The following is a 21,805-nucleotide window of genomic DNA, read 5'->3' on the forward strand; positions in this document are numbered from 1 at the left end:
GGCACTCAGATCAGGTTATGGCGTATGGCAAATTCGCGCACGAGCACCAATGAGCCCAGACAAAGTTTTGCCATCATTCGGGTCTTGTAGGTGCTGACGGTCTTGTGACTCAGGTGCATCTCTTGGGCAATCGCCTTGTTCGACTTGCCCAGCGCCAATTGCACGAAAATACACAACTCACGATCGGAAAGCTGATCGATCATTTCCTTTTCAGTCCGTTGCGCGGCGTTGAACAGAGCATTGTTGTTCGGCAACGCAGAAAAATAAGTGTGCCCGGACATCAGTGCTTTGATGGCCTCGTGCAGCAGCGTCAGCTGGTTGCTCTTGGTTACGTAGCCTCTGGCGCCCGCACGCAGGCAACGCTCTTGATAATGTGTCGGCTCATGCATGCTGAACACCAGAACCCGACACCGCGCCGTCGGAGCCTTGATCTGGATCCGCGTCAACACCTCCAGCCCGTCCATGGAGCCCAGCCCGAGATCGAGCACCACGAGGTGCGGGTCATGTGCGCAAATCAACGGCACGACCTCGTTGCCATTGGACGCCTCATGAATTTCGCTGAAACCTTGAGCTTGCAGGACGATTCGAATGGCCGCGCGCACCACCGGATGATCATCGACGATCAGCGCTGACTTCATTTGCACTCCTGCACAATCGTGAAAGACACCGCAACAGTCTGGTTCAGACTCGGTGGCTGCGCAGGCACTGTTACACGAACGGCCATGGGAATCACCTGTCAAGTCTGACAGTTGCGCTATGAGATTTTTTATGCATGGAAGCGGCGCAACAATGCCTGAGCAGGTTGCCAGTCAGGTGCTGCCAGGCCGTTGCCGGTGGCATCAACCTGCGCCATCAACTGCCGGACGGCTTGGCAACTGGGCAACGGCGCATGGCTGATCAGCACGTTTTCCTGGGCATACCAGGCGATTGCCTGGAGCGGCGCCGAAGGTTCGTTGTAGATCAGGGTGTGGCGAACCTGCGGGTTGTCGAGCAAAAAAGCCTGCAGGTCCAGCGACTCCGCCGCCAGGTCAGCGTTGATCGTCAGCACATCGAACGGTTCGCAGCCGTAATCCACCAGCGTCAACAGTTCGCCGAGATCCTGCACCGGAGCCACCCGGTAGTAGTCGAGAGCATTGAACAGCCGCTCGATTTTCATTCGATGAAAATGTTGCGGGTCGGCGATCAGGATGCGCAATGTTTTGTTGATCATGGTCTGGCTCCCGGTAGTGAGGTGTCTGGGTGGCGCAAGACTACGCATGCGCCAGGGATGACTCTGTAGGACTTTTCCTAAAAAACCGGTTATTCATCCGGCTGCGCTACGCATCAATATCCCCTGTGGGAGCGAGCCTGCTCGCGAGGGCGGTGCTCCAGTCAAAGGTTGTATTGACTGACACGATGCTTTCGCGAGCAGGCTCGCTCCCACCGGGGAAAGCCTTCCAGGGCCGTTATTGCCAGCCAAATCGGCGAATGTAGAACCCTTTCACCGCTTGAGTCAGCGCCATGTACGCCAAAAGAATCAGCGGCAGGAACACGAAGTACAGCGATGGCAATGCCTGCAATTTGAAGTAGTGCGCCAGCGGCCCCATCGGCAGGAAGATGCCCACCGCCATGATGATCCCGGTCATCAGCAGCAGCGGCAGGGCTGCACGGCTTTGCAGGAACGGGATTTTCGGCGTGCGGATCATATGCACGATCAGCGTCTGGGTGAGCAGCCCCACCACGAACCAGCCGGACTGAAACAGTGTCTGGTGATCCGGGGTGCAGGCGTCGAACACGTACCACATCAGGGCAAAGGTGGTGATGTCGAAAATCGAACTGATCGGGCCGAAGAACAGCATGAAGCGTCCGACATCGCTCGGTTGCCAGCGTTGCGGTTGTTTCAGCAGCTGCTCATCGACGTTATCGAACGGGATGGCGATCTGCGAAATGTCGTAGAGCAGATTCTGCACCAGCAGGTGCATCGGCAGCATCGGCAGAAATGGAATGAACGCACTGGCGACCAGCACCGAGAACACGTTGCCGAAGTTGGAACTGGCGGTCATCTTGATGTACTTGAGCATGTTGGCAAACGTGCGCCGACCTTCGAGTACACCCTCCTCCAGCACCATCAGGCTTTTTTCCAGAAGAATGATGTCCGCCGCCTCCTTGGCGATGTCCACCGCGCTGTCCACGGAAATACCGATGTCAGCCGTGCGCAGCGCCGGCGCGTCGTTGATGCCGTCACCCATGAAGCCGACCACATGGCCGTTGCCCTTGAGCAGACGCACGATGCGCTCCTTGTGCGAGGGCGTCAGTCTGGCGAAAACATTGTTGTTTTCCACGGCAACGGCCAGTTCGGCATCGCTTATGCGTTCAATGTCATGGCCCAGCAGTGAGCCCTGTTGGGCGAGGCCCACTTCGCGGCAGATCTTCGCTGTCACCCGCTCGTTGTCACCGGTCAGTACTTTCACCGCCACACCGTGCTCGGCCAAGGCCCTGAGTGCCGGCGCCGTGCTTTCCTTCGGTGGATCGAGGAATGCCACGTAACCGATCAGCGTCAGCTCTTGCTCATCCGCCAAGCTGTAGATTTCACGACCCTCTGGCATCGAACGTGCGGCGACTGCGACTACCCGCAAACCCTCGGCGTTGAAAGCGGCGGTGACCTGACGAATCCGCGCCAGCAGTCCGTCGCTCAGCGCCTCATCGACATCGCCGTGACGCACACGGCTGCACACCGCCAGCACCTCCTCTACCGCACCTTTGCAGATCAGTTGATGCGCCTGGCCACGCCCCTCGACCACCACCGACATACGCCGGCGAGTGAAGTCAAACGGGATCTCATCGACCTTGCGATAGGCGCTGCCGACTTTCAGTTCGCGATGAATTTCCACGTGTTCGAGCACCGCGACATCCAGCAGGTTTTTCAGGCCGGTCTGGTAGTAGCTGTTCAGGTAGGCCAGTTCCAGCACGTCATCGCAGTCTTCGCCCCAGACATCGACATTGCGCGCGAGAAAAATCCTGTCCTGGGTCAGGGTGCCGGTCTTGTCGGTGCACAGCACGTCCATGGCGCCGAAGTTCTGGATCGCATCGAGACGTTTGACGATGACCTTCTTGCGCGACAGAAACACCGCACCTTTGGCCAGCGTCGAGGTGACAATCATCGGCAGCATTTCCGGGGTCAGGCCGACGGCAATCGACAGCGCGAACAGCAGCGCTTCGGTCCAGTCGCCCTTGGTGAAACCATTGATGAACAGCACCAGCGGGGCCATGACGAACATGAAGCGGATCAGCAGCCAACTGACCTTGTTGACGCCCTGCTGGAATGACGTCACCGCCCGATCCGTCGCGCCGACCCGTTGCGCCAGCGCACCGAACAAGGTGCTGTTGCCGGTGGTGAGAATCAGCGCAATCGCGGTGCCGGACACCACGTTGGTGCCCATGAACAGGATGTTGTCCAGCTCCAGCGGGCTACGGGCGTCGCGATCGGCCTGCTGGGCAAACTTCTCTACCGGCATCGATTCGCCGGTCATCGCCGCTTGACTGACGAACAGATCCTTGGCGCTGAGCACGCGGCAATCGGCGGGAATCATGTCACCGGCCGAGAGCACGATCAGATCGCCGGGCACCAGTTGCTTGATCGGCATCTCCCGGCGCGGCGCATCCCGGCGCAGCACCGTAGCGGTATTGCTGACCATGGCCTTGAGCGCGTCGGCAGCCTGGTTGGATTTGCTTTCCTGCCAGAAGCGCAGCAGCGTCGACAGCACCACCATGGCGAAAATCACCGTGGCAGCCTTGAGGTCTTCGGTCAGCCAGGAGATGACCGCGAGCAATGTCAGCAGCAGGTTGAACGGGTTTTTGTAGCAGTGCCAGAGATGGGTCGACCACGACAGCGGTTGCTCGTGCTCGACTTCATTGAGTCCGTGCCGGGCGCGCAGTGCATCGGCTTCGGCGTCATTCAGACCCTCGCCATGCGTGCCCAGTGAAGCCAGCAACGCCGCGCTGTCGTCATGCGCAGCCGTGACCAGCGTGTTGGCCAGAGCCGGCGGGACTTCACGGCTGACCGTGGTGTCGTTGATCGAATCCAGCAGCGCCAGGCGACGGAAGTGCCGGGCGATGTGGCGACTGCGCAGAAAGCCTGCGAAAAATTCCTTGAGCGTGAGTTTCATGGCTGTGTCCCCTGTGGTCAGCCGGGAAACCGTCAAGCAGGTACCGCCGCGCCTCGACACCCGGACAACCGGCACGGCAAGGCGTGGCGCGCCGGTCACGAATGACAGGCGTGTAGACAGGCTGCGATGACGACGGTGAGGTCGCAATCACGCTGGGTCAGCGTCGATGAGAAGGACGTCGAGACACGATCCGGAAATGGCCGTGCACGGGATGCCGCTGCTCGCTGTTACGGCGAGACAACGGCAGAGAAAAGCTGCGCGTTATCTTGCCGAGAATCTGCCGGTTACCGAGACCGGCCGACAACTGTCACTCGAACAAGTACCCACTGTGGGTCTCCGCAATTGATGAAAACGCGCGAAGCTTACGCCGGGAGCAAAACGGCTGGAAGAGCAGTTTGCGGGGAATGTGGCGGGTGTTCAGGAAGGGTTCAGAATTCAGCATTTCAGTGTTGGCAAGGGCGCCTTCGCGAGCAGGCTCGCTCCCACATTTTGCCCTGCGTACACAGAACCATTGTGGGAGCGAGCCTGCTCGCGAAGGCGGTGTGGCCGGCGCAACAGAATTCAGCTGGCAGTGGCCAACAACAGCTCCGCCACCGAGCGGCTGTGCCCGCGCTGTTTGCCATGCTCATACAGCGAGCCGGCAATTTCGTCAGCGCGAATCGGCAGCACCGACAGCAACGTATCGCTCAGACCATGACTGGCCTGGCAGAAGCCCTGCATGTAAATGCCGGCCTTGCAGCGCTCGTCGGTGATCAGTTTGTAGTGGCGATCGACCTCGAACTCACCGAGGTATTCCTCCAGGGGCGCCAGCAACTTACGGTGCATTTGCCGCTCGTAACCGGTGGCCAGCACCACGGCGTCATAGATTCGCACAGTGACCTCGCCGGTGGCGTTGTTGCGCACTGCCAGTTCGATGCCGTTTGCCGTGGCAGTGGCGCTCTCGACGGTGGTCAGGGTGCGGAAAGCATGACGGGCAATCCCGGACACCTTCTGGCGATAGAAGATGCCGTAGATGCGTTCGATCAGGTCAATGTCGACCACCGAATAGTTGGTGTTGTGGTACTCGTTGACCAGGCGCTCGCGCTCGACGCTGTTCTGCTGGAACACCAGGTCGGTGAACTCCGGCGAGAACACTTCGTTGACGAACGGGCTATCGTCCGCAGGTTTCAAGGCCGAGCCGCGCAGGATCATGTCGACCTGCACCGAAGGGAACGAATCGTTGAGGTCGATGAAGGCTTCCGCCGCACTCTGCCCGCCACCGATGATCGCGATGCTCATCGGTTGATTGTTCACACACGGCTGTTTGGCCATCTGCGAGAGGTACTGCGAATGGTGAAACACCCGGTGATCGCCCTTCAGTGTCTTGAACGCCTCGGGAATACGCGGCGTGCCACCGGCGCTGACCACCACTGAGCGGGTGGTGCGCACAAATTGCTGACCGTCGCTGCCGCGAGAGATCACCCGCAGCGCTTCAACCTGCTGGTTGTGCAGCACCGGTTCGATGAACTGCACCTCTTCGCCGTAGCGGCTCTGCGCGGTGAACTGCCCGGCGACCCAGCGCAGGTAGTCGTTGTATTCCATGCGGCATGGATAAAAGGTGCCGAGGTTGATGAAGTCGACCAGCCGCCCATGGTGCTTGAGGTAATTGACGAACGAGTACGCACTGGTCGGGTTGCGCAGGGTCACCAGATCCTTGAGAAATGAAATCTGCAATTCGCTTTGGGTCGACAGGGTGTTGCCGTGCCAGCTGTAGGTGGCCTGCTTGTCGAGGAACAGCACATCCAGTTCGCCCTGGGTCTGCCCGCGTTCCTGCAGGGCGATCGCCAGTGCCAGGTTCGAAGGGCCGAAACCGACGCCGATCAGGTCGTGAACGATGGGCGATGCAATTGCCTGTGTCATTTCCAGTGTCCTCTGGATGAACCCCTCAACGCGGGGAAAAAGCCTCGGTGGCCTGACCGGCCTGAATCAGGTCAGCAGGTCGTCTGTTGAGTAGGAACGAGGACGATGAACGGAAATTTAACCGGCGCGGATCATTGGCCATCCCATTGCTGCATGCGCAAGCGGCAATGTTTCATGGCGTTGACGATGTGTTTTTCCACCAGCGCCCGGGAAATGCCGAGGGTCTGGGCGATTTCCGGATGGGACAGGCCTTCGATCTTGCGCAGCAGAAAACTGTCACGGCACAGCGGCGGCAGTTCCGCCAGTGCGCGCTGCAGCATCTCCAGGCGTTGGCCGTGATCGAGAGTACCGTGGGGCGACGGAGTGAAGAAGCGCTCTTCGTTATCCAGCACATCCAGCGATTCGACCTGGCGCAGCGCGTTGCGACGGTGATCGTCGATGACCAGGTTCAATGCGGTGCGATAGAGGAAGGCCCGGGGTTGTTCGATCGGTACTTCGCTGGAACGCTCCAGCACCCGTACATAGGCGTCATGCACCACATCTTCGGCGACCTGACGGTTGCCCAATCTGGCGTTGAGGAAACACACCAGCTCACGATAGTAGTTTTCCAACATGACTCCCGACCACATCGATGCTGTTTCTGTCCTTGCGCACACTGATCCGGCTGCGCAATAGGCGGTAGCAAGATAGTGGCAGCTTGAAGAGCGTAATTTATAGTAATTCTCATATAGATTTAAAGAACTGATTCCATATCTGGACAAATAGTCCTGCGTCAGTGACCGGTCACTCGATGTGTCTGCGGCTAAATTACCCGGCACATGCCTCGTCTACAGGACAGCCCCCGTGTCTGTCGTGCCTTGCGACGGGCCGCAACCACTGGCCGGAACCCTGCATGAAACGTCCCCGCCCTGCTCGACGCGCCCTGTTCGCCGCCCTCTGCCTGATTCCCGTGATCGCCGTTGCCGCCTGGCAGGTCCTGCCACCCGGCCGCGACGCATTAGCAACCGTGCAGGTCAGCCGCGGCAATATCGAAAACAGCGTGACGGCGCTCGGCACCTTGCAACCGCGCCGGTACGTGGATGTCGGCGCGCAAGCCTCCGGGCAGATTCAGAAGATCCACGTCGAGGCTGGTGACACGGTCAAGGAAGGCCAGTTACTGGTGGAGATTGACCCGTCGACGCAAAAAGCCAGGCTCGATGCCGGGCGCTTTTCCATCGAAAACCTCAAGGCGCAACTGCAGGAACAACGCGCCCAGCACGACTTGGCACAGCAGAAATACCAGCGCCAGCAGAAACTTGCCGCCGGTGGCGCCACCCGCGAAGAAGACGTGCAGACCGCCCGCGCCGAAGTCCGCGCGACGCAGGCGCGCATCGACATGTTCCTGGCGCAGATCCGTCAGGCCCAGGCCAGCCTGCGCAGCGACGAGGCGGAACTCGGTTACACGCGCATCTACGCCCCCATGAGCGGAACCGTGGTCGCCGTCGGTGCGCGAGAAGGCCAGACGCTCAACGCGCAACAACAAACCCCACTGATCCTGCGCATCGCGCGGCTATCGCCGATGACCGTGTGGGCCGAGGTATCGGAAGCCGACATCGGCCATGTCAAACCCGGCATGAGTGCCTACTTCACCACCCTCAGCGGCGGCAGCCGACGCTGGAGCAGCACCGTACGGCAAATCCTCCCGGTACCGCCGCGTCCACTGGAACAGAATCAGGGCGGCAGCCCCACCAGCGGTCGCAGCGGCAGCGAGCGAGTGGTGCTGTACACCGTGCTGCTGGATGTCGACAACGCCGATCACAGCCTGATGACCGACATGACCGCCCAAGTGTTCTTCGTCGCGCAACAGGCCCAGGACACCCTGACGGTGCCCAGCGCCGCCCTGCAGCCGGGTTCGCGCCCGCAGTGGCAATGGGCGCAGATCGTCGCCGCCAACGGCGACATTCAGGCGCGGGAAGTACGCACCGGCATCAGCGATCGCCTGCGCACCCAGGTGCTGGAAGGTCTGGCCGAGGGCGAACATATTCTCAGCGCGCCGGCCAGCGGTCACGGAGGCTGAATGCACACGCCCCTGATCGACCTGCGGCAGATCCGCAAAGCCTACGGCGGCGATGACAGCCCGCTGGTGGAAGTGCTGCGCGGGATCGATCTGTCGATTCACGCTGGTGAGTTCGTGGCCATCGTCGGCGCCTCCGGCTCAGGCAAATCGACGCTGATGAACATCCTCGGCTGTCTCGACCGCCCGACCAGCGGCGAATACCGCTTCGCCGGCGAAGACGTCGCGCAATTGAACAGCGATGAACTGGCCTGGCTGCGCCGCGAAGCATTCGGTTTTGTCTTTCAGGGCTATCACCTGATCCCGTCCGGCTCGGCGCAGGAAAACGTCGAGATGCCGGCCATCTATGCCGGCACCCCGGCCGCTGAGCGCCATGCCCGCGCCCTCGCACTGCTGCAACGCCTCGGCCTGGGCAGCCGCACCGGCAACCGCCCGCATCAACTCTCCGGCGGTCAGCAACAGCGGGTGTCGATTGCCCGTGCGCTGATGAACGGCGGCCACATCATCCTCGCCGACGAGCCGACCGGCGCCCTCGACAGCCACAGCGGTGCCGAGGTCATGACCCTGCTCGACGAACTGGCCGATCAAGGCCATGTGGTGATCCTGATCACCCACGACCGCGAAGTGGCGCAACGAGCCAGGCGCATCATCGAAATCCGCGACGGCCTGATCATCAGTGACAGCGCCGGGCACGCGCCCCCATCGCCGCGTACGGCCAATCCCGGCACCTTGCAAGCGGTCGACCTGCGCCAGCGGCTGAGCAGCGGCAGCAGCAAGACCGGCGCCTGGAAAGGTGAACTGGTCGACGCCGTGCAAGCCGCGTGGCGGGTGATGTGGATCAACCGCTTTCGCACCGCGCTGACGTTGCTTGGCATCGTCATTGGCGTGGCTTCGGTGGTGGTGATGCTTGCCGTTGGCGAAGGCAGCAAGCGTCAGGTCATGGCGCAGATGGGCGCGTTCGGCTCCAACATCATTTACCTTAGCGGCGCGGCGCCCAACCCGCGCACGCCGGAGGGCATCATCACCCTCGACGACGTCGCCGAGCTGTCCGCCCTGCCTCAGGTGGAGCGGATCATGCCGGTCAACGGCTCGACCGCCGGCGTGCGCTTTGGCAATGCCGATCACAGCAGTTACGTCGGCGGCAATGACACCAATTTCCCGGTGATTTTCAATTGGCCGGTGATCCAGGGCAGCTATTTCACCCAAGCCGACGAGGACAGCGCAGCCGCTGTCGCGGTGATCGGCACCAAGGTTCGTGACAGGTTGCTCAAGGATGTCGCCGACCCGATCGGCCAATACATCCTCATCGAAAACGTGCCGTTCCAGATCCTCGGCGTGCTCGCCGAAAAAGGCGCCAGCTCTGGCGACTCCGATAGCGACAACCGCATCGCCGTGCCTTATTCGGCGGCGAGCATGCGCCTGTTCGGCAGTCGCAACCCGCAATACGTGGTGATCGCCGCCAAGGATGCGCGCAAGGTCAAGGACGCCGAGCAAGCCATCGAGCAGGCGATGCTGCGTCGCCACCACGGCAAGAAGGATTTCGAGTTGACCAACAACGCCGCAATGATTCAGGCCGAAGCGCGCACACAAGGCACGCTGTCGTTGATGCTGGGGGCGATTGCGGCGATCTCGCTGCTGGTCGGCGGCATCGGCGTGATGAACATCATGTTGATGACCGTGCGCGAGCGTACCCGCGAGATCGGTATTCGCATGGCCACCGGTGCGCGCCAGCGCGACATTCTGCGCCAGTTTCTCACCGAAGCGCTGATGCTCTCGGTGGTCGGCGGTATTGCCGGGATCGGCCTGGCGCTGCTGGTGGGCGGCGTGCTGTTGCTCAGCGGCGTGGCGATTGCCTTTCAAGCGCTGGCGGTGATTGGCGCGTTTGCCTGTGCGCTGGTCACCGGTGTCATTTTCGGCTTTATGCCGGCCCGCAAAGCTGCCCGGCTTGACCCGGTCACGGCCCTTACCAGTGAATGACCGACCTATGAAAGTGCGACTGACGTTCCTCGCCGCCAGCCTGTTGCTGACGGCCTGCAGTAGCCCGGCGCCGCGTCTGGACAGCGGCGTGCAGCCTCCGAGCGCGTGGCAATCAGCCGACCACCCCGGTGCGCTGCAAAGCAATCGACAATGGTGGACGCAGTTCGGCAGTCCTGAACTGGATCAGCTGGTGGAACAGGCCAGGCTGGGCAGCTACGACCTCGCTGCGGCAGTCGCGCGGGTCAGACAGGCCCAGGCCAGTGCGACAATTGCTGGCGCCCCGCTGCTGCCGGAGCTCAAGACCGGGCTCAACGCCAACCGGCAAAAACTCATCCACGGCAAGGGTTACAGCCAACTGGATGTCAGCCCTGAAAATCGCTCGCTGGACTATTACGATGCCGAGCTCAGCGCCAGCTACGAGATCGATTTCTGGGGTGGCAATCGTGCCGCACGTGACAGTGCCGTGTTTGGCGTACAGGCCAGCGAGTTTGATCGCGCCACCGTCGAACTGACATTGCTCAGTGGCGTCGCCAACAGTTACACCCAGGCTTTGGCGCTGCGAGAACAGGCGCGCATTGCTGAACTCAATCTGGCCAATGCGCAGAACGTGCTGCATCTGGTGCAGACCCGTTTTGATGCCGGCAGCGCCACCGCGCTGGAACTGGCTCAGCAAAAAAGCCTGGTGGCCGAACAGCAGCGCCGCCTGCCACTGGTGCAACAACAGGCCCGCGAAGCGCTGATCAGCCTCGCCGCCCTGCTCGGCCAACCGGTGCAAGCATTGCCACTGCCCAAACAATCCTTCGCCCAATTGCACTGGCCGGACATCGCCAGCGGCGTGCCCAGTGAATTGCTCAGCCGCCGTCCGGACATTGCCAGCGCCGAGGCCAGACTGGCGGCGGCCCAGGCTGATGTCACCGTCGCCCGCGCCGCGATGCTGCCGAAAATCACCCTGACGGCCAGTCTGGGCAGTGGCGCCGATCTGGCCGCCGACCTGCTGCGCACCACGTTCTACAACCTGTCTTCAGGCCTAACTGCGCCGATCTTCAACAACGGCCGCCTCAGCGCCGAACGTGACAAGGCCAAGGCCCGTCAGGACGAATTGCTGGAGGCCTATCGCGGGGCGATCATCAACGGGTTCGCCGACGTCGAAAAAGCCCTGAACAGCATTCGCGGTCTCGACGAACAACGGCAGTGGCAAAGCGAAGAATTGCACCAGGCACAAACCGCCTTCGACATCGCCCAGAGCCGCTATCAGGCCGGCGCCGAAGACTTGCTCACCGTACTGCAAACCCAGCGCACCCTCTACGCCGCGCAGGACCTGAACGTGCAACTGCGCCTGTCGCGGCTGCAGGCGAGCATTGCCTTGTACAAAGCGTTGGGGGGTGGTTGGCAGGTGATCTTGTAGGAGCTGACGAGTGCAACGAGGCTGCGATCTTTTGATCTTGCTTTCGAATCGAGATCAGAAGATCGCAGCCTTCGGCAGCTCCTACACGGATATCGTGTCCACCCTGTGCAAACCCAGGGCAAATTGAATACGGCGCTCGCGCTGTACAAAGCGCTGGGGTGGCTGGTAGGAGCTGACGAGTGCAACGAGGCTGCGATCTTTTGATCTTGCTTTCGAATCAAGATCAGAAGATCGCAGCCTTCGGCAGCTCCTACAGGGATATTGCGTTGTGTGCCTAAAGCTGTCGCCCTTTGACCTTCAGATGCCGCGCATACCATGGGCGCTGCGGCACCTTGCGGAACAGGTCGGCCATGTTGTCTTCGGCGCCGAAGGTGATGCGTAGCGCCAGTTTCATGGTTTCCGGATCCATCTCCACCGAGCGCCCGACTTGCAGGCCGGGTACGGTGCTGCAGCCGTGGGTGTCCGGGCCGAGCCATGGATCGTCGACTTCCACCCAGCGCCCCGGTGCAAACCATGGCACGCCGTTGACCTGCAGACGACTGACTTCGCCCGGATGAAAGCGCTCGTGGGCGCGGAACCAGTCTTCCAGGCGATCGTCGATCCAGCCGTGGAAACGCCAGAATACCGGATTCACATGGGAGGAAAACGGGTCGCCGAGAAAGTCGTTTTCCGGCGCATACCAACGTGCAGCGAAGTCCGCCTGATCCCGCGCCATCGGCACTGGAATGTCGTTGGACGGATCGCGCGCCACCGAGGCCCAGCGCATGTGCAGCCAGTCGTGCAGACCCAGCTCGACCTCTGAACCGAACTGGCCAAGGGTCAGCTTCGACAAATAGCGCGGATCGCGATACTGCGATTCCCAGACCAGAAAATTGCTCTGAAAGGTCTCCGCCGCTTTGATGTCGCTGACCCATTTGGTGTACTCGTCATCGCCCTCGGCCAGCCAGGTCGGCGGCAGTGAATTGCCGTCGTGATTGTCGAAGTAGCGGGCGAAGCCCTGGCGGTCACGTTCCAGCTCAGGCTGCGGCTGCGGGAACGCCGGCCACGAAGGCAAATCCTGCATCGAGCGGGCGATGCCGAGCATGTGTCGGTGCATAAAGAAAAAATCCACGCCCGAGCCGTTGCGATCCTTGCTTGGCCCACGGGCATCGCGCTCCTTGTCACGCGGCCCGGGCTGCCAGCCGATTGCGCGCAGCGCCTCGCGTTTTTTCTCCGAGAGCTTGTGCCACTTGTCGCGGGTGGCGTGCCAGAGCTGATGGAACAATCGATGCTCGGGCGCCACCAGCCAGGCCAACAGTTGCGAATTCAAACCAGTGCGTTCGCGGGCTTCCGGAAAACGCCGTTTGATCGCGATGAACTGATTGTCCAGCTCGGGCAACGCCAACGGCCGATCCAGACGCAAGACCTGCCCGGTGAACGTGGCGCTGCCGGCATTGCCGAACGCCGCCCAGACTTCATCCAGTTTGACTTTGAACTCATAAACCGGCGGTTCAGCCGGCGCGTCGGTGCGCAGCAGACGCCAATACATCTCAGCGCCGTTGCCCGGCGCCAGATCGCCGACCACCTGGTAACGCGCAGGCCCCTCGGCGCGCAAATTCGCCCCGGTGTCGAGATAACCGCGCAGGCCACGACCACGGTGGGCGATATCGAGAAACAGCTCCAGGCCTTGCGCCGGCAGGCCATCGAGCCCGGCCGCCGCACCGGTAAAGCGAATCTCCCAGACGCCGCGCAGGTTGTCCGCCAACTGCTGCCCGGCAGTATCCGCCAGATCGACCGTGGCCTCGCCCGGGGTGATCGGAAACTCCTCGCGGGTCAGCTCACGATGTGCATAAAAAGCGGCAGGCAGCGCGGCGCCCGTGAGTGCCATGCCCGCCATGAACCAGCGTCGAGAAATCGTCATTGCCCTACCTGTGTCAGCCATGAAGCAGGCTTTATCCAAGCTAGAACGTTTGCTCGGTGGGGAAATTTACGCCGCCGGCAAAAGATCGCGGCGCCGTTGCCGAGCATTTGTAACGCACGCCTAAATTCCCCGTTCTGCCGCTCGTTCTTCCCAGATAGCAAAGGCCCTGCGCCTGCACCTCGACGGCGAACAGAATGAGATGACAATGACAAAACCGCGTTGGAAAAAGGCTCTATTCATCGGCCTGCCGCTGGCCTTGGCGATCAGCGCCGGCGCAGGATTTCTGGCCTGGGATTACTGGAACAACCCCGGGTATCCGGTGAAGGTGATGAAACAGGCGAGCGAGTTGCAGGATCGCCTGCTGTCGTTCGACAGCCATATCACCGTGCCGCTGAGTTTCGGCAGCCACGACCACGAAGCCGACAAGGATGGCTCGGGCCAGTTCGACCTGGTCAAGGCCAATCGCGGACGTCTGTCCGGCGCGGCGCTGACAGTGTTCGGCTGGCCGGAAATGTGGAACGGCCCGAACGCCCCGCACCGCCCGACCGAGGGCTTTGTCGAAGAGGCGCGCAACCAGCAGGAAGTGCGCTACAAGATCATTTCCGGGATCGTCCGCGACTTCCCCAATCAGGCCGGTATCGCCTACACGCCGGATGATTTGCGCCGTCTGCACGGCGAAGGCAAGTTCGCGATTTTCATCAGCATGCTCAACGCCTACCCACTGGGCAACGACCTGAGCAAGCTCGACCTGTGGGCCGGGCGCGGCATGCGCATGTTCGGTTTCAGTTATATCGGCAACAACAGCTGGGCCGACTCATCGCGGCCGCTGCCGTTTTTCAATGACTCGCCCGACGCCCTCGACGGCCTCTCGGATATCGGCAAACAAGCGGTGCAGCGCTTGAATGATCTGGGGGTGATCATCGACGTTTCGCAGATGTCGACCAAGGCCCTCGAGCAGGTTGCCGAACTGAGCCGCACACCGCTGGTGGCCTCACACTCGGCACCGAGGGCGGCGGTGGATATTCCGCGCAACCTCAGCGACAAAGAGCTGCAACTGATCAAGAACAGTGGCGGCGTGGTTCAGGTAGTCGCCTTCTCGCAGTACCTGAAACCGTTGAGCCAAGGCACACAGGACAAACTCAATGCGCTGCGTGCGCGCTTCGATCTGCCGCCGCTGCCCAACCTGGCCATGGCGCTGATGCCGGGCGACCCGATCATCACTGCCTGGTCGGAACAGAAGCTCGGCCAGTACGCCAGCGGCCTCTACACGATCCTCGAAGAAGAACCGAAAGCCACCCTCAAGGACTTCGGCGATGCCATCGATTACACGGTGCGCAAAATCGGTATCGACCACGTCGGCATTGCCTCGGACTTCAACGATGGCGGCGGTATCGAAGGCTGGGAAAACGTCGGCGAGACCCGCAACGTCACCGCCGAACTGCTGCAGCGCGGCTACTCCGAAGCGGACATCGCCAAGCTCTGGGGTGGCAACTTCATGCGCGTCTGGGATCAGGTGCAGAAAGCCGCCAAACCGGCGCTGGCGTCGCGCCAGGAGCTGGCCCGGCCATGACCGATCGTCGCACCTTTCTGAAACAGGCCGGCCTGCTCGCCGCCGCCCTGCCCCTGGGCGCCAGCCTGAATGCGCCGGCGGCAACCGCCGCCCCGCCCACTGCGTCGCGGGACAAATGGGCGCAGTTGCGTCAGTTGTTCGATCAGGATCCCCAGGCGATTCACTTCGCCAATTTTCTGGTCACCTCGCATCCCAGACCGGTGCGCGAAGCCATCGAGCGCCATCGCGCGGCGCTGGATCTGAATCCGGGTCTGGCGATGGATTGGGATCTTGGCGTCACCGAGAAGCGCGAAGAAAACGTGCGCCACTGGGCCGGCCAGTACCTGCAAGCCAAACCGACGCAGATCGCCCTGACCGGCAGCACCACCGAAGGCCTGGCGATGATCTACGGCAGCGTGCAGGTGCGCGCGGATCAGGAAATCCTCACCACGGTTCACGAGCACTATTCGACACGCAACATTCTCGACTTCCGCAGCCGTCGCGATGGAACGCGAGTGCGCAAACTCACACTGTTCGAAAACCCGCAGAGCATTTCTCTGGATGAGGTGCTCGACACTATCAATCGCAATATCCGCCCCGAGACTCGCGTACTGGGCATGACCTGGGTGCATTCGGGCAGCGGCGTGAAGCTGCCGATCAGTGAAATTTCGCGACTGATCGAGGCGCACAATCGCCAGCGCAGCGACGAGGATCGGCTGATCTACGTGGTCGATGGCGTGCACGGTTTCGGCGTCGACGACCTGAGTTTCGCGCAGATGAACTGCGACTTCTTCATCGCCGGCACGCACAAGTGGATGTTCGGCCCGCGCGGCACCGGCATCGTCTGCAGCCGCACTGAAGAACTGAAATACGTCAGCCCTAGCGTGCCGACGTTCTCCGAGGCCAGCGCTTTCTCCACCATCATGACCCCGGGCGGCTACCACGCCTTCGAACATCGCTGGGCGCTGGACGAAGCCTTCAAGTTGCACCTGCAACTGGGCAAGGCCGAGGTGCAGACGCGCATTCATCAGCTCAACAGCTACCTCAAGCAACGCTTGCAGGAGCACCGCAATATCGAACTGGTCACCCCGCTCGATCCGCAGTTTTCCGCCGGTTTCACCTTCTTCCGGATCAAGGGCCAGGACAGCGATGCGGTAGCTGCCTGGCTGATGCAAAACCGGGTGATCTGCGATGCGGTCAGCCGCGATGTCGGGCCGGTGATTCGTACCGCGCCGGGCTTGCTCAACAGCGAAGCCGAAGTGGATCGCTTCATGGCCATCCTCGGCAAAAAGCTGCGCGCCTGATCCTCGACTGCCGTTTTCCTTTCAAAGAGACGACCCATGAAAATGCCTCACGCGTCACTCACCTTCAAAGCCCTGCCCGCGCTGGCGCTGACCGCCCTGTGCGCCGCGCTGTTGCCCGGCAACGCACTGGCAGCCACGGCGCCCGCTGCGGGCAAGGGGTTCAAGGACTGCAAGGATTGCCCGGAAATGGTGGTGCTGCCGACCGGCAGTTTCACCATGGGCACGCCGGACGATGAAGTCGGCCGCCAGCCCGATGAAGGCCCGCTGCACACGGTGACCTTCAGCAAACCGTTTGCCATCAGCCGCTTTCAGGTGCTGGTGCGCGAGTGGGATGCGTATGTGCGCGAGACCGGCAATAAGCCCTACGACTTCGATGACCGCCCCGGCCGGCGCTGCACCGCCGGCAAGCCCGAATTCAAACAGACGCCACGCGACCCGGCCGTGTGCATGAACGTCGCCGAAGCCCAGGGCTACATCGACTGGCTGTCGAAAAAGACCGGCCATGCCTATCGCCTGCAAAGCGAATCGATTCGCGAATACGCTGCCCGGGGCGGCAGCACCGGGCCTTTCCCGTTCCCCTTCGATGAGGGCAAGGATTACCAGATTTCCAGACACGCCAACACCTACGGCGCGGCCGACGGCTACAACTTCACCTCGCCGGCCGGCACCTTCCCGGCCAACGCATTTGGTGTGTTCGACGCCCACGGCAACGTCTACGAGTGGACCGCCGACTGCTATCACCCGGACTACTCTGGCGTACCTGCCGACGGGCGCCCATGGACTCAGGAAAACTGCGAACGCCAGGTCATGCGTGGCAACGACTGGGGCGAGGCACCGATCTTCTCGCGCTCCGGCAACCGCAACAGCAGCTGGCCGACCAGCAAAGGTGACTGGCTGGGCTTTCGCGTAGTACGCGACCTCTGATCCTGCTCCGCACGAGCGCAGCCCGACTGCGCTCGTTTAAAGAAACTCCGCGACCATTCGTTTTCCTTAAGTACCGGCACTCCCACCGCATCGAAGCAGGAATCCTCCATGACCAAGCCTACGCGTGGGGCGATCAACGAATTGTTCGCCCTGCTCAAGCCCTTCCGCCTGATCGTTTCGGCCTCTATCGTGCTCGGCATGCTCGGCGGCCTGAGTGTCACCGTGCTGCTGGCGACCATCAACAACGCCCTGCATTCCGATGACGGTCTGACTGGCACGGTGGTGATGATCTTCGCCGGCCTGTGTGCCCTGGCGTTGCTGACCACGATTCTGTCGGACATCGGCACCAACTACGTCGGCCAGCACATCATCGCCAGGCTGCGCAAAGAGCTGGGGGAGAAAGTCCTGTCGGCGCCGATCGACCAGATCGAACGCTATCGCAGCCATCGACTGATTCCCGTACTGACCCACGACGTCGACACCATCAGCGACTTCGCCTTCGCCTTCGCGCCGCTCGCAATTTCGATGACCGTGACCCTCGGCTGCCTCGGCTATCTGGCCATGCTGTCGTGGCCGATGTTCCTGATGATGCTGGTGGCCATCGCCATCGGCACCACCATCCAGGCCATCGCCCGGGCCAAGGGCATGCGCGGTTTCTATGCCGCCCGCGACTGCGAGGACGAACTGCAAAAGCACTACAACGCGATCGCCGAAGGCGCCAAGGAACTGCGCATCCACCGCCCGCGCCGCCAGCGCATGTTCGTTGCCGGCATTCAGCAAACCGCCGAGAAAATCTGCGACACCCAGATCAAATCGATCAACACCTTCGTCATCGCCAAGTCGTTTGGCTCGATGCTGTTCTTCGTGGTCATCGGCATGGCCCTGGCCCTGCAATCGCTGTGGCCGAGTGCCGACAAAGCGGTGATGAGCGGTTTCGTACTGGTGCTGCTGTACATGAAGGGGCCGCTGGAACATTTGATCAGCACCCTGCCGATCATCAGCCGCGCGCAGATTGCCTTCCGCCGTATTGCCGAACTGAGCGAACAGTTCTCCTCGCCGGAACCGCACCTGTTGCTGGAGGATCAGGGCAACAAGCCCGCCGCCGTCGAAAGCCTGGAACTGCGCAACGTGCGCTACGCTTTCCCGGCCGTGGAAGGCAGCGAACCGTTCCGCCTCGGACCGGTGAACCTGCGCATCGAACAGGGCGACATCGTGTTCATCGTTGGTGAGAACGGCTGCGGCAAAACCACCCTGATCAAATTGCTGCTGGGCCTGTACGCGCCGACCGAGGGCGAAATCCGCGTCAACGACAAGCCGATCAGCGCCGTCAACCGTGACGATTACCGGCAGAACTTCACCACCATCTTCGCCGACTACTACCTGTTCGATGACTTGATTCAGGGCGATCGCCAGGTCCCGCAGGACGCCACCCGCTACCTCGAACGTCTGGAGATCGCGCACAAGGTCAGCGTGCGCGACGGCGCTTTCAGCACCACCGACCTGTCCACCGGCCAGCGCAAACGCCTGGCGCTGGTCAACGCCTGGCTCGAAGAACGGCCGGTGCTGGTGTTCGACGAGTGGGCAGCGGATCAGGATCCGACGTTCCGGCGGATTTTCTACACCGAGCTATTGCCCGACCTCAAGCGCCTGGGCAAGACCATCATCGTGATCTCCCACGACGACCGTTACTTCGACGTTGCCGATCAACTCGTGCGCATGGAGGCCGGCAAGGTCAAAAGCGAACTGCAAACCGCTTGATCGAAGAAGCCGCGACCGGGCCGGAGAAAAAACTTTTCCGGTTTGCCGCGGCTTCCTCGTCTTAATGAGATGAATAAGAACCATTAACAACTATACCTGCCAAGGTCTTACCCTCATGTCCGCATCCCGTTTCATGCTTCGCCCATTGACTCGAGCCTTGCTGATGCACGGCGCGACCCGCACTCGCCTGGCCGGTAGCGGCCTGGGGCTGGCACTGACCCTCGCGGCAGCGCCTTATGTCCAGGCTCAGGAATGGACGCTGAACATTCCTGCCCAACCACTGGCCCAGGCCCTGCAGACCCTCGGTCAGCAGACCAGCCTGCAGATCGTCTACAGCCCGGAAAGCCTGCAAGGCCTGCGCTCCAGCGCACTCAACGGGCGCTATCAGGACGACGAGTCGCTCAAGGCGATGCTGAGCGGCACCGGTATCCGCTATCAGCGTGACGGCAACACCGTCACCGTGCTCGGCCCGGCCACCGGCGGCAGTGCGATGGAACTGGCCCCGACCAACGTCAACGCCAACCGCCTCGGCGCCACCACCGAAGGCAGCAACTCCTACACCACCGGCGGCGTGACCATCGGCAAGGGCGTGCACTCGCTGAAGGAAACGCCGCAGTCGGTCACGGTGATGACCCGCAAGATGCTCGATGACCAGAACCTCAACACCATCGAGCAGGTGATGGAGAAGACCCCGGGCATCACCGTCTACGACTCGCCCATGGGCGGCAAATATTTCTACTCGCGCGGTTTCCGCATGACCGGCCAGTACCAGTACGACGGCGTGCCGCTGGACATCGGCAGCAGCTACGTCCAGGCCGACAGCTTCAACAGCGACATGGCCATCTACGACCGCGTGGAAATCCTCCGTGGCGCCGCCGGCATGATGAAGGGTGCGGGCGGCACCGCCGGCGGCGTCAACTTCGTGCGCAAGCGTGGCCAGGACACCCCGCACACGCAGCTGTCGCTGTCGGCCGGTACCTGGGACAACTACCGTGGCCAGGTCGACACCGGCGGCCCGCTGAACGACGCCGGCACCGTACGTGGTCGCGCCGTGGTCACCCAGCAGACCCGGCAGTATTTCTACGACGTGGGTGAACGCCGCGATCAGATCTACTACGGCGCGCTCGACTTCGACCTCAGCCCCGACACCACTCTGGGCCTGGGCATGGCCTATGAAGACGTCGACGCCACACCATGCTGGGGCGGCCTGCCGCGCTACGCCGACGGCTCCGACCTGCACCTCAAACGCTCGACCTGCCTGAACACTGCATGGAACAACCAGCGCAGCAAACGCGCCACCTACTTCGCCGACGTCAAACACCAGTTCAACGACGACTGGTCGCTGAAGGTCGCCGGTGTCTACTCGCGCAACACTCAGGACATGGAATACTCCTTCCCGAGCGGCACAGTGCCCTTAGGCGCCACTGCCACCAATACGCTGATGCTCGGCAGTACCTATGACTACGACCAGCGCGACTACGGTTTCGACGCCTACGTCGATGGCAAATTCGATGCCTTCGGCCAGCAGCACGAGCTGATCGTCGGCGCCAACGCCAGTCGTTCGCACAAGGACGACTTCTACGCGGTGGCGGCACTGCCCCAGCGCCAGAACGTGTTCGATCCGAACCACCACATTGCGCAGCCGGACGAAAGCTACTACCTGGCCAACGCCTCCCGTGGCGGCCCGGTGGACATGCACATCAAGCAATACGGCGCTTATTCGATCGCCCGCCTGAAACTGGCCGACCCGCTGACCCTGGTGCTCGGCAGCCGGGTGAGCTGGTACAAATCCGACACCGATTCGGTGCAGTACTTTCGCGGCGAAGGCAGCGAGGTCAACACCAAGTCCACCGAAACCGGCCAGGTCACGCCGTTCGCCGGCCTGCTGTTCGACCTCAACGACAACCTGACCGCCTACGCCAGCTACACCGACATCTTCACCCCGCAGGGCTCGTATAAAACCATCGACGGCAGCACGCTCAAGCCGCTGATCGGCCAGAGCTACGAATTGGGGATCAAGGGTGAGTGGTTCGACGGTCGCCTGAACAGCACCTTCAACCTGTTCCGCACCATTCAGAAGGATGCGGCGCAGGATGACCTGCGTTGCGAAGACAGTTCCTGCCAGATCAACTCGGGCAAGGTCCGCGCTCAGGGCTTCGAAGCTGAAGTCAGTGGTGAAGTGATTGATCGTCTGCAATTGCTGGCCGGTTATACCTACACCCAGACCAAGGTGCTGGAAGATGCCGACGCCACTCAGGATGGCGCGGTCTACAACTCTTACGTGCCGCGTCACCTGTTGCGCGTGTGGGGCGACTACAGCCTGAGCGGGCCGCTGGATCGTGTGACCATTGGTGCGGGTGTCAATGCGCAGACGGGCACCTACCGGGTTTCGCCTCTGGGCGGGGACAATGTCGATGGCGCGGGTTATGCGGTCTGGAATGGTCGCATTGGTTATCGGATTGATGACACCTGGTCGGTGGCGCTCAACGGAAATAACCTGTTTGACAAGCGTTATTACGCGACCATCGGAACCGAGGGGTTCGGTAACTTCTACGGTGAGCCGCGTAATTTTGTGATGTCGGTGAAGGCTGATTTCTGATTTTTTTATTTGAGCTGTGAGAGAGCCCCGCATTGTGAGATGCGGGGCTTTTTGGTTTTTGGGATTGGGGGGGCATATCCGTTGCTGCGGTGAAGGCTACTTAGGGTTCCGCCCTTACGGCGGGTCACTTTTTCCAAACGCCAAAAAAGTAACCAAAAAGGCTTTGCCCCGGCGTACGGCCCGCTCGCTGGGGCTCGGGGTACCTTCGTTACGGGACCGATCCGGGCGCAGCGGCTCCGGTTGGCTTCGCTGCACCTACACTCGCTGTGTACGACTGCGTCGTACGGTCGCT

The 21,805-nt window shown here is 61.6% G+C and carries 14 protein-coding genes; 8 read left to right on the forward strand and 6 right to left on the reverse strand.

From position 1 onward, the window contains the following. Window positions 1–5: 5 nt before the first annotated feature. The 5 genes from VNV36_RS17755 to VNV36_RS17775 all read right to left on the reverse strand — a co-directional run bounded on the left by VNV36_RS17755 (window position 6) and on the right by VNV36_RS17775 (window position 6,658). Window positions 6–638 carry a response regulator gene (locus VNV36_RS17755; RefSeq protein WP_325718927.1) on the reverse strand — a complete coding sequence of 211 codons (633 nt, stop codon included), beginning with the start codon at window positions 636–638 and terminating at the stop codon, window positions 6–8. 128 nt (window positions 639–766) lie between these two features. Continuing rightward, window positions 767–1,210, reverse strand: coding sequence for a chemotaxis protein CheY (locus VNV36_RS17760; protein WP_325718929.1), 444 nt, complete (start codon window positions 1,208–1,210; stop codon window positions 767–769). 235 nt (window positions 1,211–1,445) lie between these two features. After that, window positions 1,446–4,145 carry a magnesium-translocating P-type ATPase gene (mgtA, locus tag VNV36_RS17765; RefSeq protein ID WP_325718931.1) on the reverse strand — a complete coding sequence of 900 codons (2,700 nt, stop codon included), beginning with the start codon at window positions 4,143–4,145 and terminating at the stop codon, window positions 1,446–1,448. A gap of 561 nt (window positions 4,146–4,706) precedes the next feature. Next, complete coding sequence (locus VNV36_RS17770; protein WP_325718933.1) at window positions 4,707–6,044, reverse strand: lysine N(6)-hydroxylase/L-ornithine N(5)-oxygenase family protein; 1,338 nt, start codon at window positions 6,042–6,044, stop codon at window positions 4,707–4,709. Between the two features lie 131 nt (window positions 6,045–6,175). After that, complete coding sequence (locus VNV36_RS17775) at window positions 6,176–6,658, reverse strand: sigma-70 family RNA polymerase sigma factor (RefSeq protein WP_325718935.1); 483 nt, start codon at window positions 6,656–6,658, stop codon at window positions 6,176–6,178. Between the two features lie 278 nt (window positions 6,659–6,936). Between VNV36_RS17775 and VNV36_RS17780 the strand changes: the two genes are divergently transcribed. From VNV36_RS17780 to VNV36_RS17790, 3 genes are read left to right on the forward strand one after another with little or no spacing between them, the layout of a single operon-like run. Beyond that, window positions 6,937–8,100 carry an efflux RND transporter periplasmic adaptor subunit gene (locus tag VNV36_RS17780; protein ID WP_325718937.1) on the forward strand — a complete coding sequence of 388 codons (1,164 nt, stop codon included), beginning with the start codon at window positions 6,937–6,939 and terminating at the stop codon, window positions 8,098–8,100. Continuing rightward, window positions 8,101–10,074 (forward strand): MacB family efflux pump subunit, encoded by a 1,974-nt coding sequence (locus VNV36_RS17785; protein WP_325718939.1) that lies wholly within the window; start codon window positions 8,101–8,103, stop codon window positions 10,072–10,074. Window positions 10,075–10,081: 7 nt separating this feature from the next. Beyond that, on the forward strand, window positions 10,082–11,479 hold the full coding sequence (locus tag VNV36_RS17790; RefSeq protein WP_325718940.1) for an efflux transporter outer membrane subunit: 1,398 nt from the start codon (window positions 10,082–10,084) through the stop codon (window positions 11,477–11,479). A 274-nt stretch (window positions 11,480–11,753) separates the two neighbouring features. Here VNV36_RS17790 and pvdP read toward each other — a convergent pair whose 3' ends face one another. After that, window positions 11,754–13,379: a pyoverdine maturation tyrosinase PvdP gene (gene pvdP, locus VNV36_RS17795; protein WP_325718941.1), complete on the reverse strand. Its 1,626-nt coding sequence runs from the start codon at window positions 13,377–13,379 to the stop codon at window positions 11,754–11,756. A gap of 205 nt (window positions 13,380–13,584) precedes the next feature. Between pvdP and pvdM the strand changes: the two genes are divergently transcribed. The 5 genes from pvdM to VNV36_RS17820 all read left to right on the forward strand — a co-directional run bounded on the left by pvdM (window position 13,585) and on the right by VNV36_RS17820 (window position 21,513). Then, window positions 13,585–14,949, forward strand: a complete 1,365-nt coding sequence (pvdM, locus tag VNV36_RS17800; protein WP_325718943.1) for a pyoverdine-tailoring dipeptidase-like protein PvdM — start codon at window positions 13,585–13,587, stop codon at window positions 14,947–14,949. After that, a complete protein-coding gene (gene pvdN, locus VNV36_RS17805) occupies window positions 14,946–16,232 on the forward strand; it encodes a pyoverdine-tailoring periplasmic protein PvdN (protein ID WP_325718945.1) in 1,287 nt (428 codons plus the stop codon). The genes pvdM and pvdN overlap by 4 nt, the downstream gene beginning before the upstream one ends. Window positions 16,233–16,268: 36 nt before the next feature. Beyond that, window positions 16,269–17,156 (forward strand): dihydropyoverdine dehydrogenase, encoded by an 888-nt coding sequence (gene pvdO / locus VNV36_RS17810; RefSeq protein ID WP_325718947.1) that lies wholly within the window; start codon window positions 16,269–16,271, stop codon window positions 17,154–17,156. Window positions 17,157–17,264: 108 nt separating this feature from the next. After that, complete coding sequence (locus VNV36_RS17815) at window positions 17,265–18,914, forward strand: cyclic peptide export ABC transporter (protein ID WP_325718949.1); 1,650 nt, start codon at window positions 17,265–17,267, stop codon at window positions 18,912–18,914. Window positions 18,915–19,029: 115 nt separating this feature from the next. Beyond that, entirely contained in the window at window positions 19,030–21,513 is a 2,484-nt protein-coding gene (locus VNV36_RS17820) for a TonB-dependent siderophore receptor (RefSeq protein WP_325718952.1), read from the forward strand. Window positions 21,514–21,805 lie beyond the last annotated feature (292 nt).

Source organism: Pseudomonas sp. (assembly GCF_035554175.1).
GTDB lineage: Bacteria > Pseudomonadota > Gammaproteobacteria > Pseudomonadales > Pseudomonadaceae > Aquipseudomonas.

What these genes read in the sequence shown, in the direction of transcription:
- pvdO (WP_325718947.1), top strand. Translation starts at nt 16,269, where the DNA reads ATGAAAATGCCTCACGCGTCACTCACCTTCAAAGCCCTGCCCGCGCTG.
- VNV36_RS17820 (WP_325718952.1), top strand. Translation starts at nt 19,030, where the DNA reads ATGTCCGCATCCCGTTTCATGCTTCGCCCATTGACTCGAGCCTTGCTG.
- VNV36_RS17775 (WP_325718935.1), bottom strand. Translation starts at nt 6,658, where the DNA reads ATGTTGGAAAACTACTATCGTGAGCTGGTGTGTTTCCTCAACGCCAGA.
- VNV36_RS17755 (WP_325718927.1), bottom strand. Translation starts at nt 638, where the DNA reads ATGAAGTCAGCGCTGATCGTCGATGATCATCCGGTGGTGCGCGCGGCC.
- pvdP (WP_325718941.1), bottom strand. Translation starts at nt 13,379, where the DNA reads ATGACGATTTCTCGACGCTGGTTCATGGCGGGCATGGCACTCACGGGC.
- pvdM (WP_325718943.1), top strand. Translation starts at nt 13,585, where the DNA reads ATGACAAAACCGCGTTGGAAAAAGGCTCTATTCATCGGCCTGCCGCTG.
- VNV36_RS17785 (WP_325718939.1), top strand. Translation starts at nt 8,101, where the DNA reads ATGCACACGCCCCTGATCGACCTGCGGCAGATCCGCAAAGCCTACGGC.
- VNV36_RS17780 (WP_325718937.1), top strand. Translation starts at nt 6,937, where the DNA reads ATGAAACGTCCCCGCCCTGCTCGACGCGCCCTGTTCGCCGCCCTCTGC.
- pvdN (WP_325718945.1), top strand. Translation starts at nt 14,946, where the DNA reads ATGACCGATCGTCGCACCTTTCTGAAACAGGCCGGCCTGCTCGCCGCC.
- mgtA (WP_325718931.1), bottom strand. Translation starts at nt 4,145, where the DNA reads ATGAAACTCACGCTCAAGGAATTTTTCGCAGGCTTTCTGCGCAGTCGC.
- VNV36_RS17790 (WP_325718940.1), top strand. Translation starts at nt 10,082, where the DNA reads ATGAAAGTGCGACTGACGTTCCTCGCCGCCAGCCTGTTGCTGACGGCC.
- VNV36_RS17815 (WP_325718949.1), top strand. Translation starts at nt 17,265, where the DNA reads ATGACCAAGCCTACGCGTGGGGCGATCAACGAATTGTTCGCCCTGCTC.
- VNV36_RS17760 (WP_325718929.1), bottom strand. Translation starts at nt 1,210, where the DNA reads ATGATCAACAAAACATTGCGCATCCTGATCGCCGACCCGCAACATTTT.
- VNV36_RS17770 (WP_325718933.1), bottom strand. Translation starts at nt 6,044, where the DNA reads ATGACACAGGCAATTGCATCGCCCATCGTTCACGACCTGATCGGCGTC.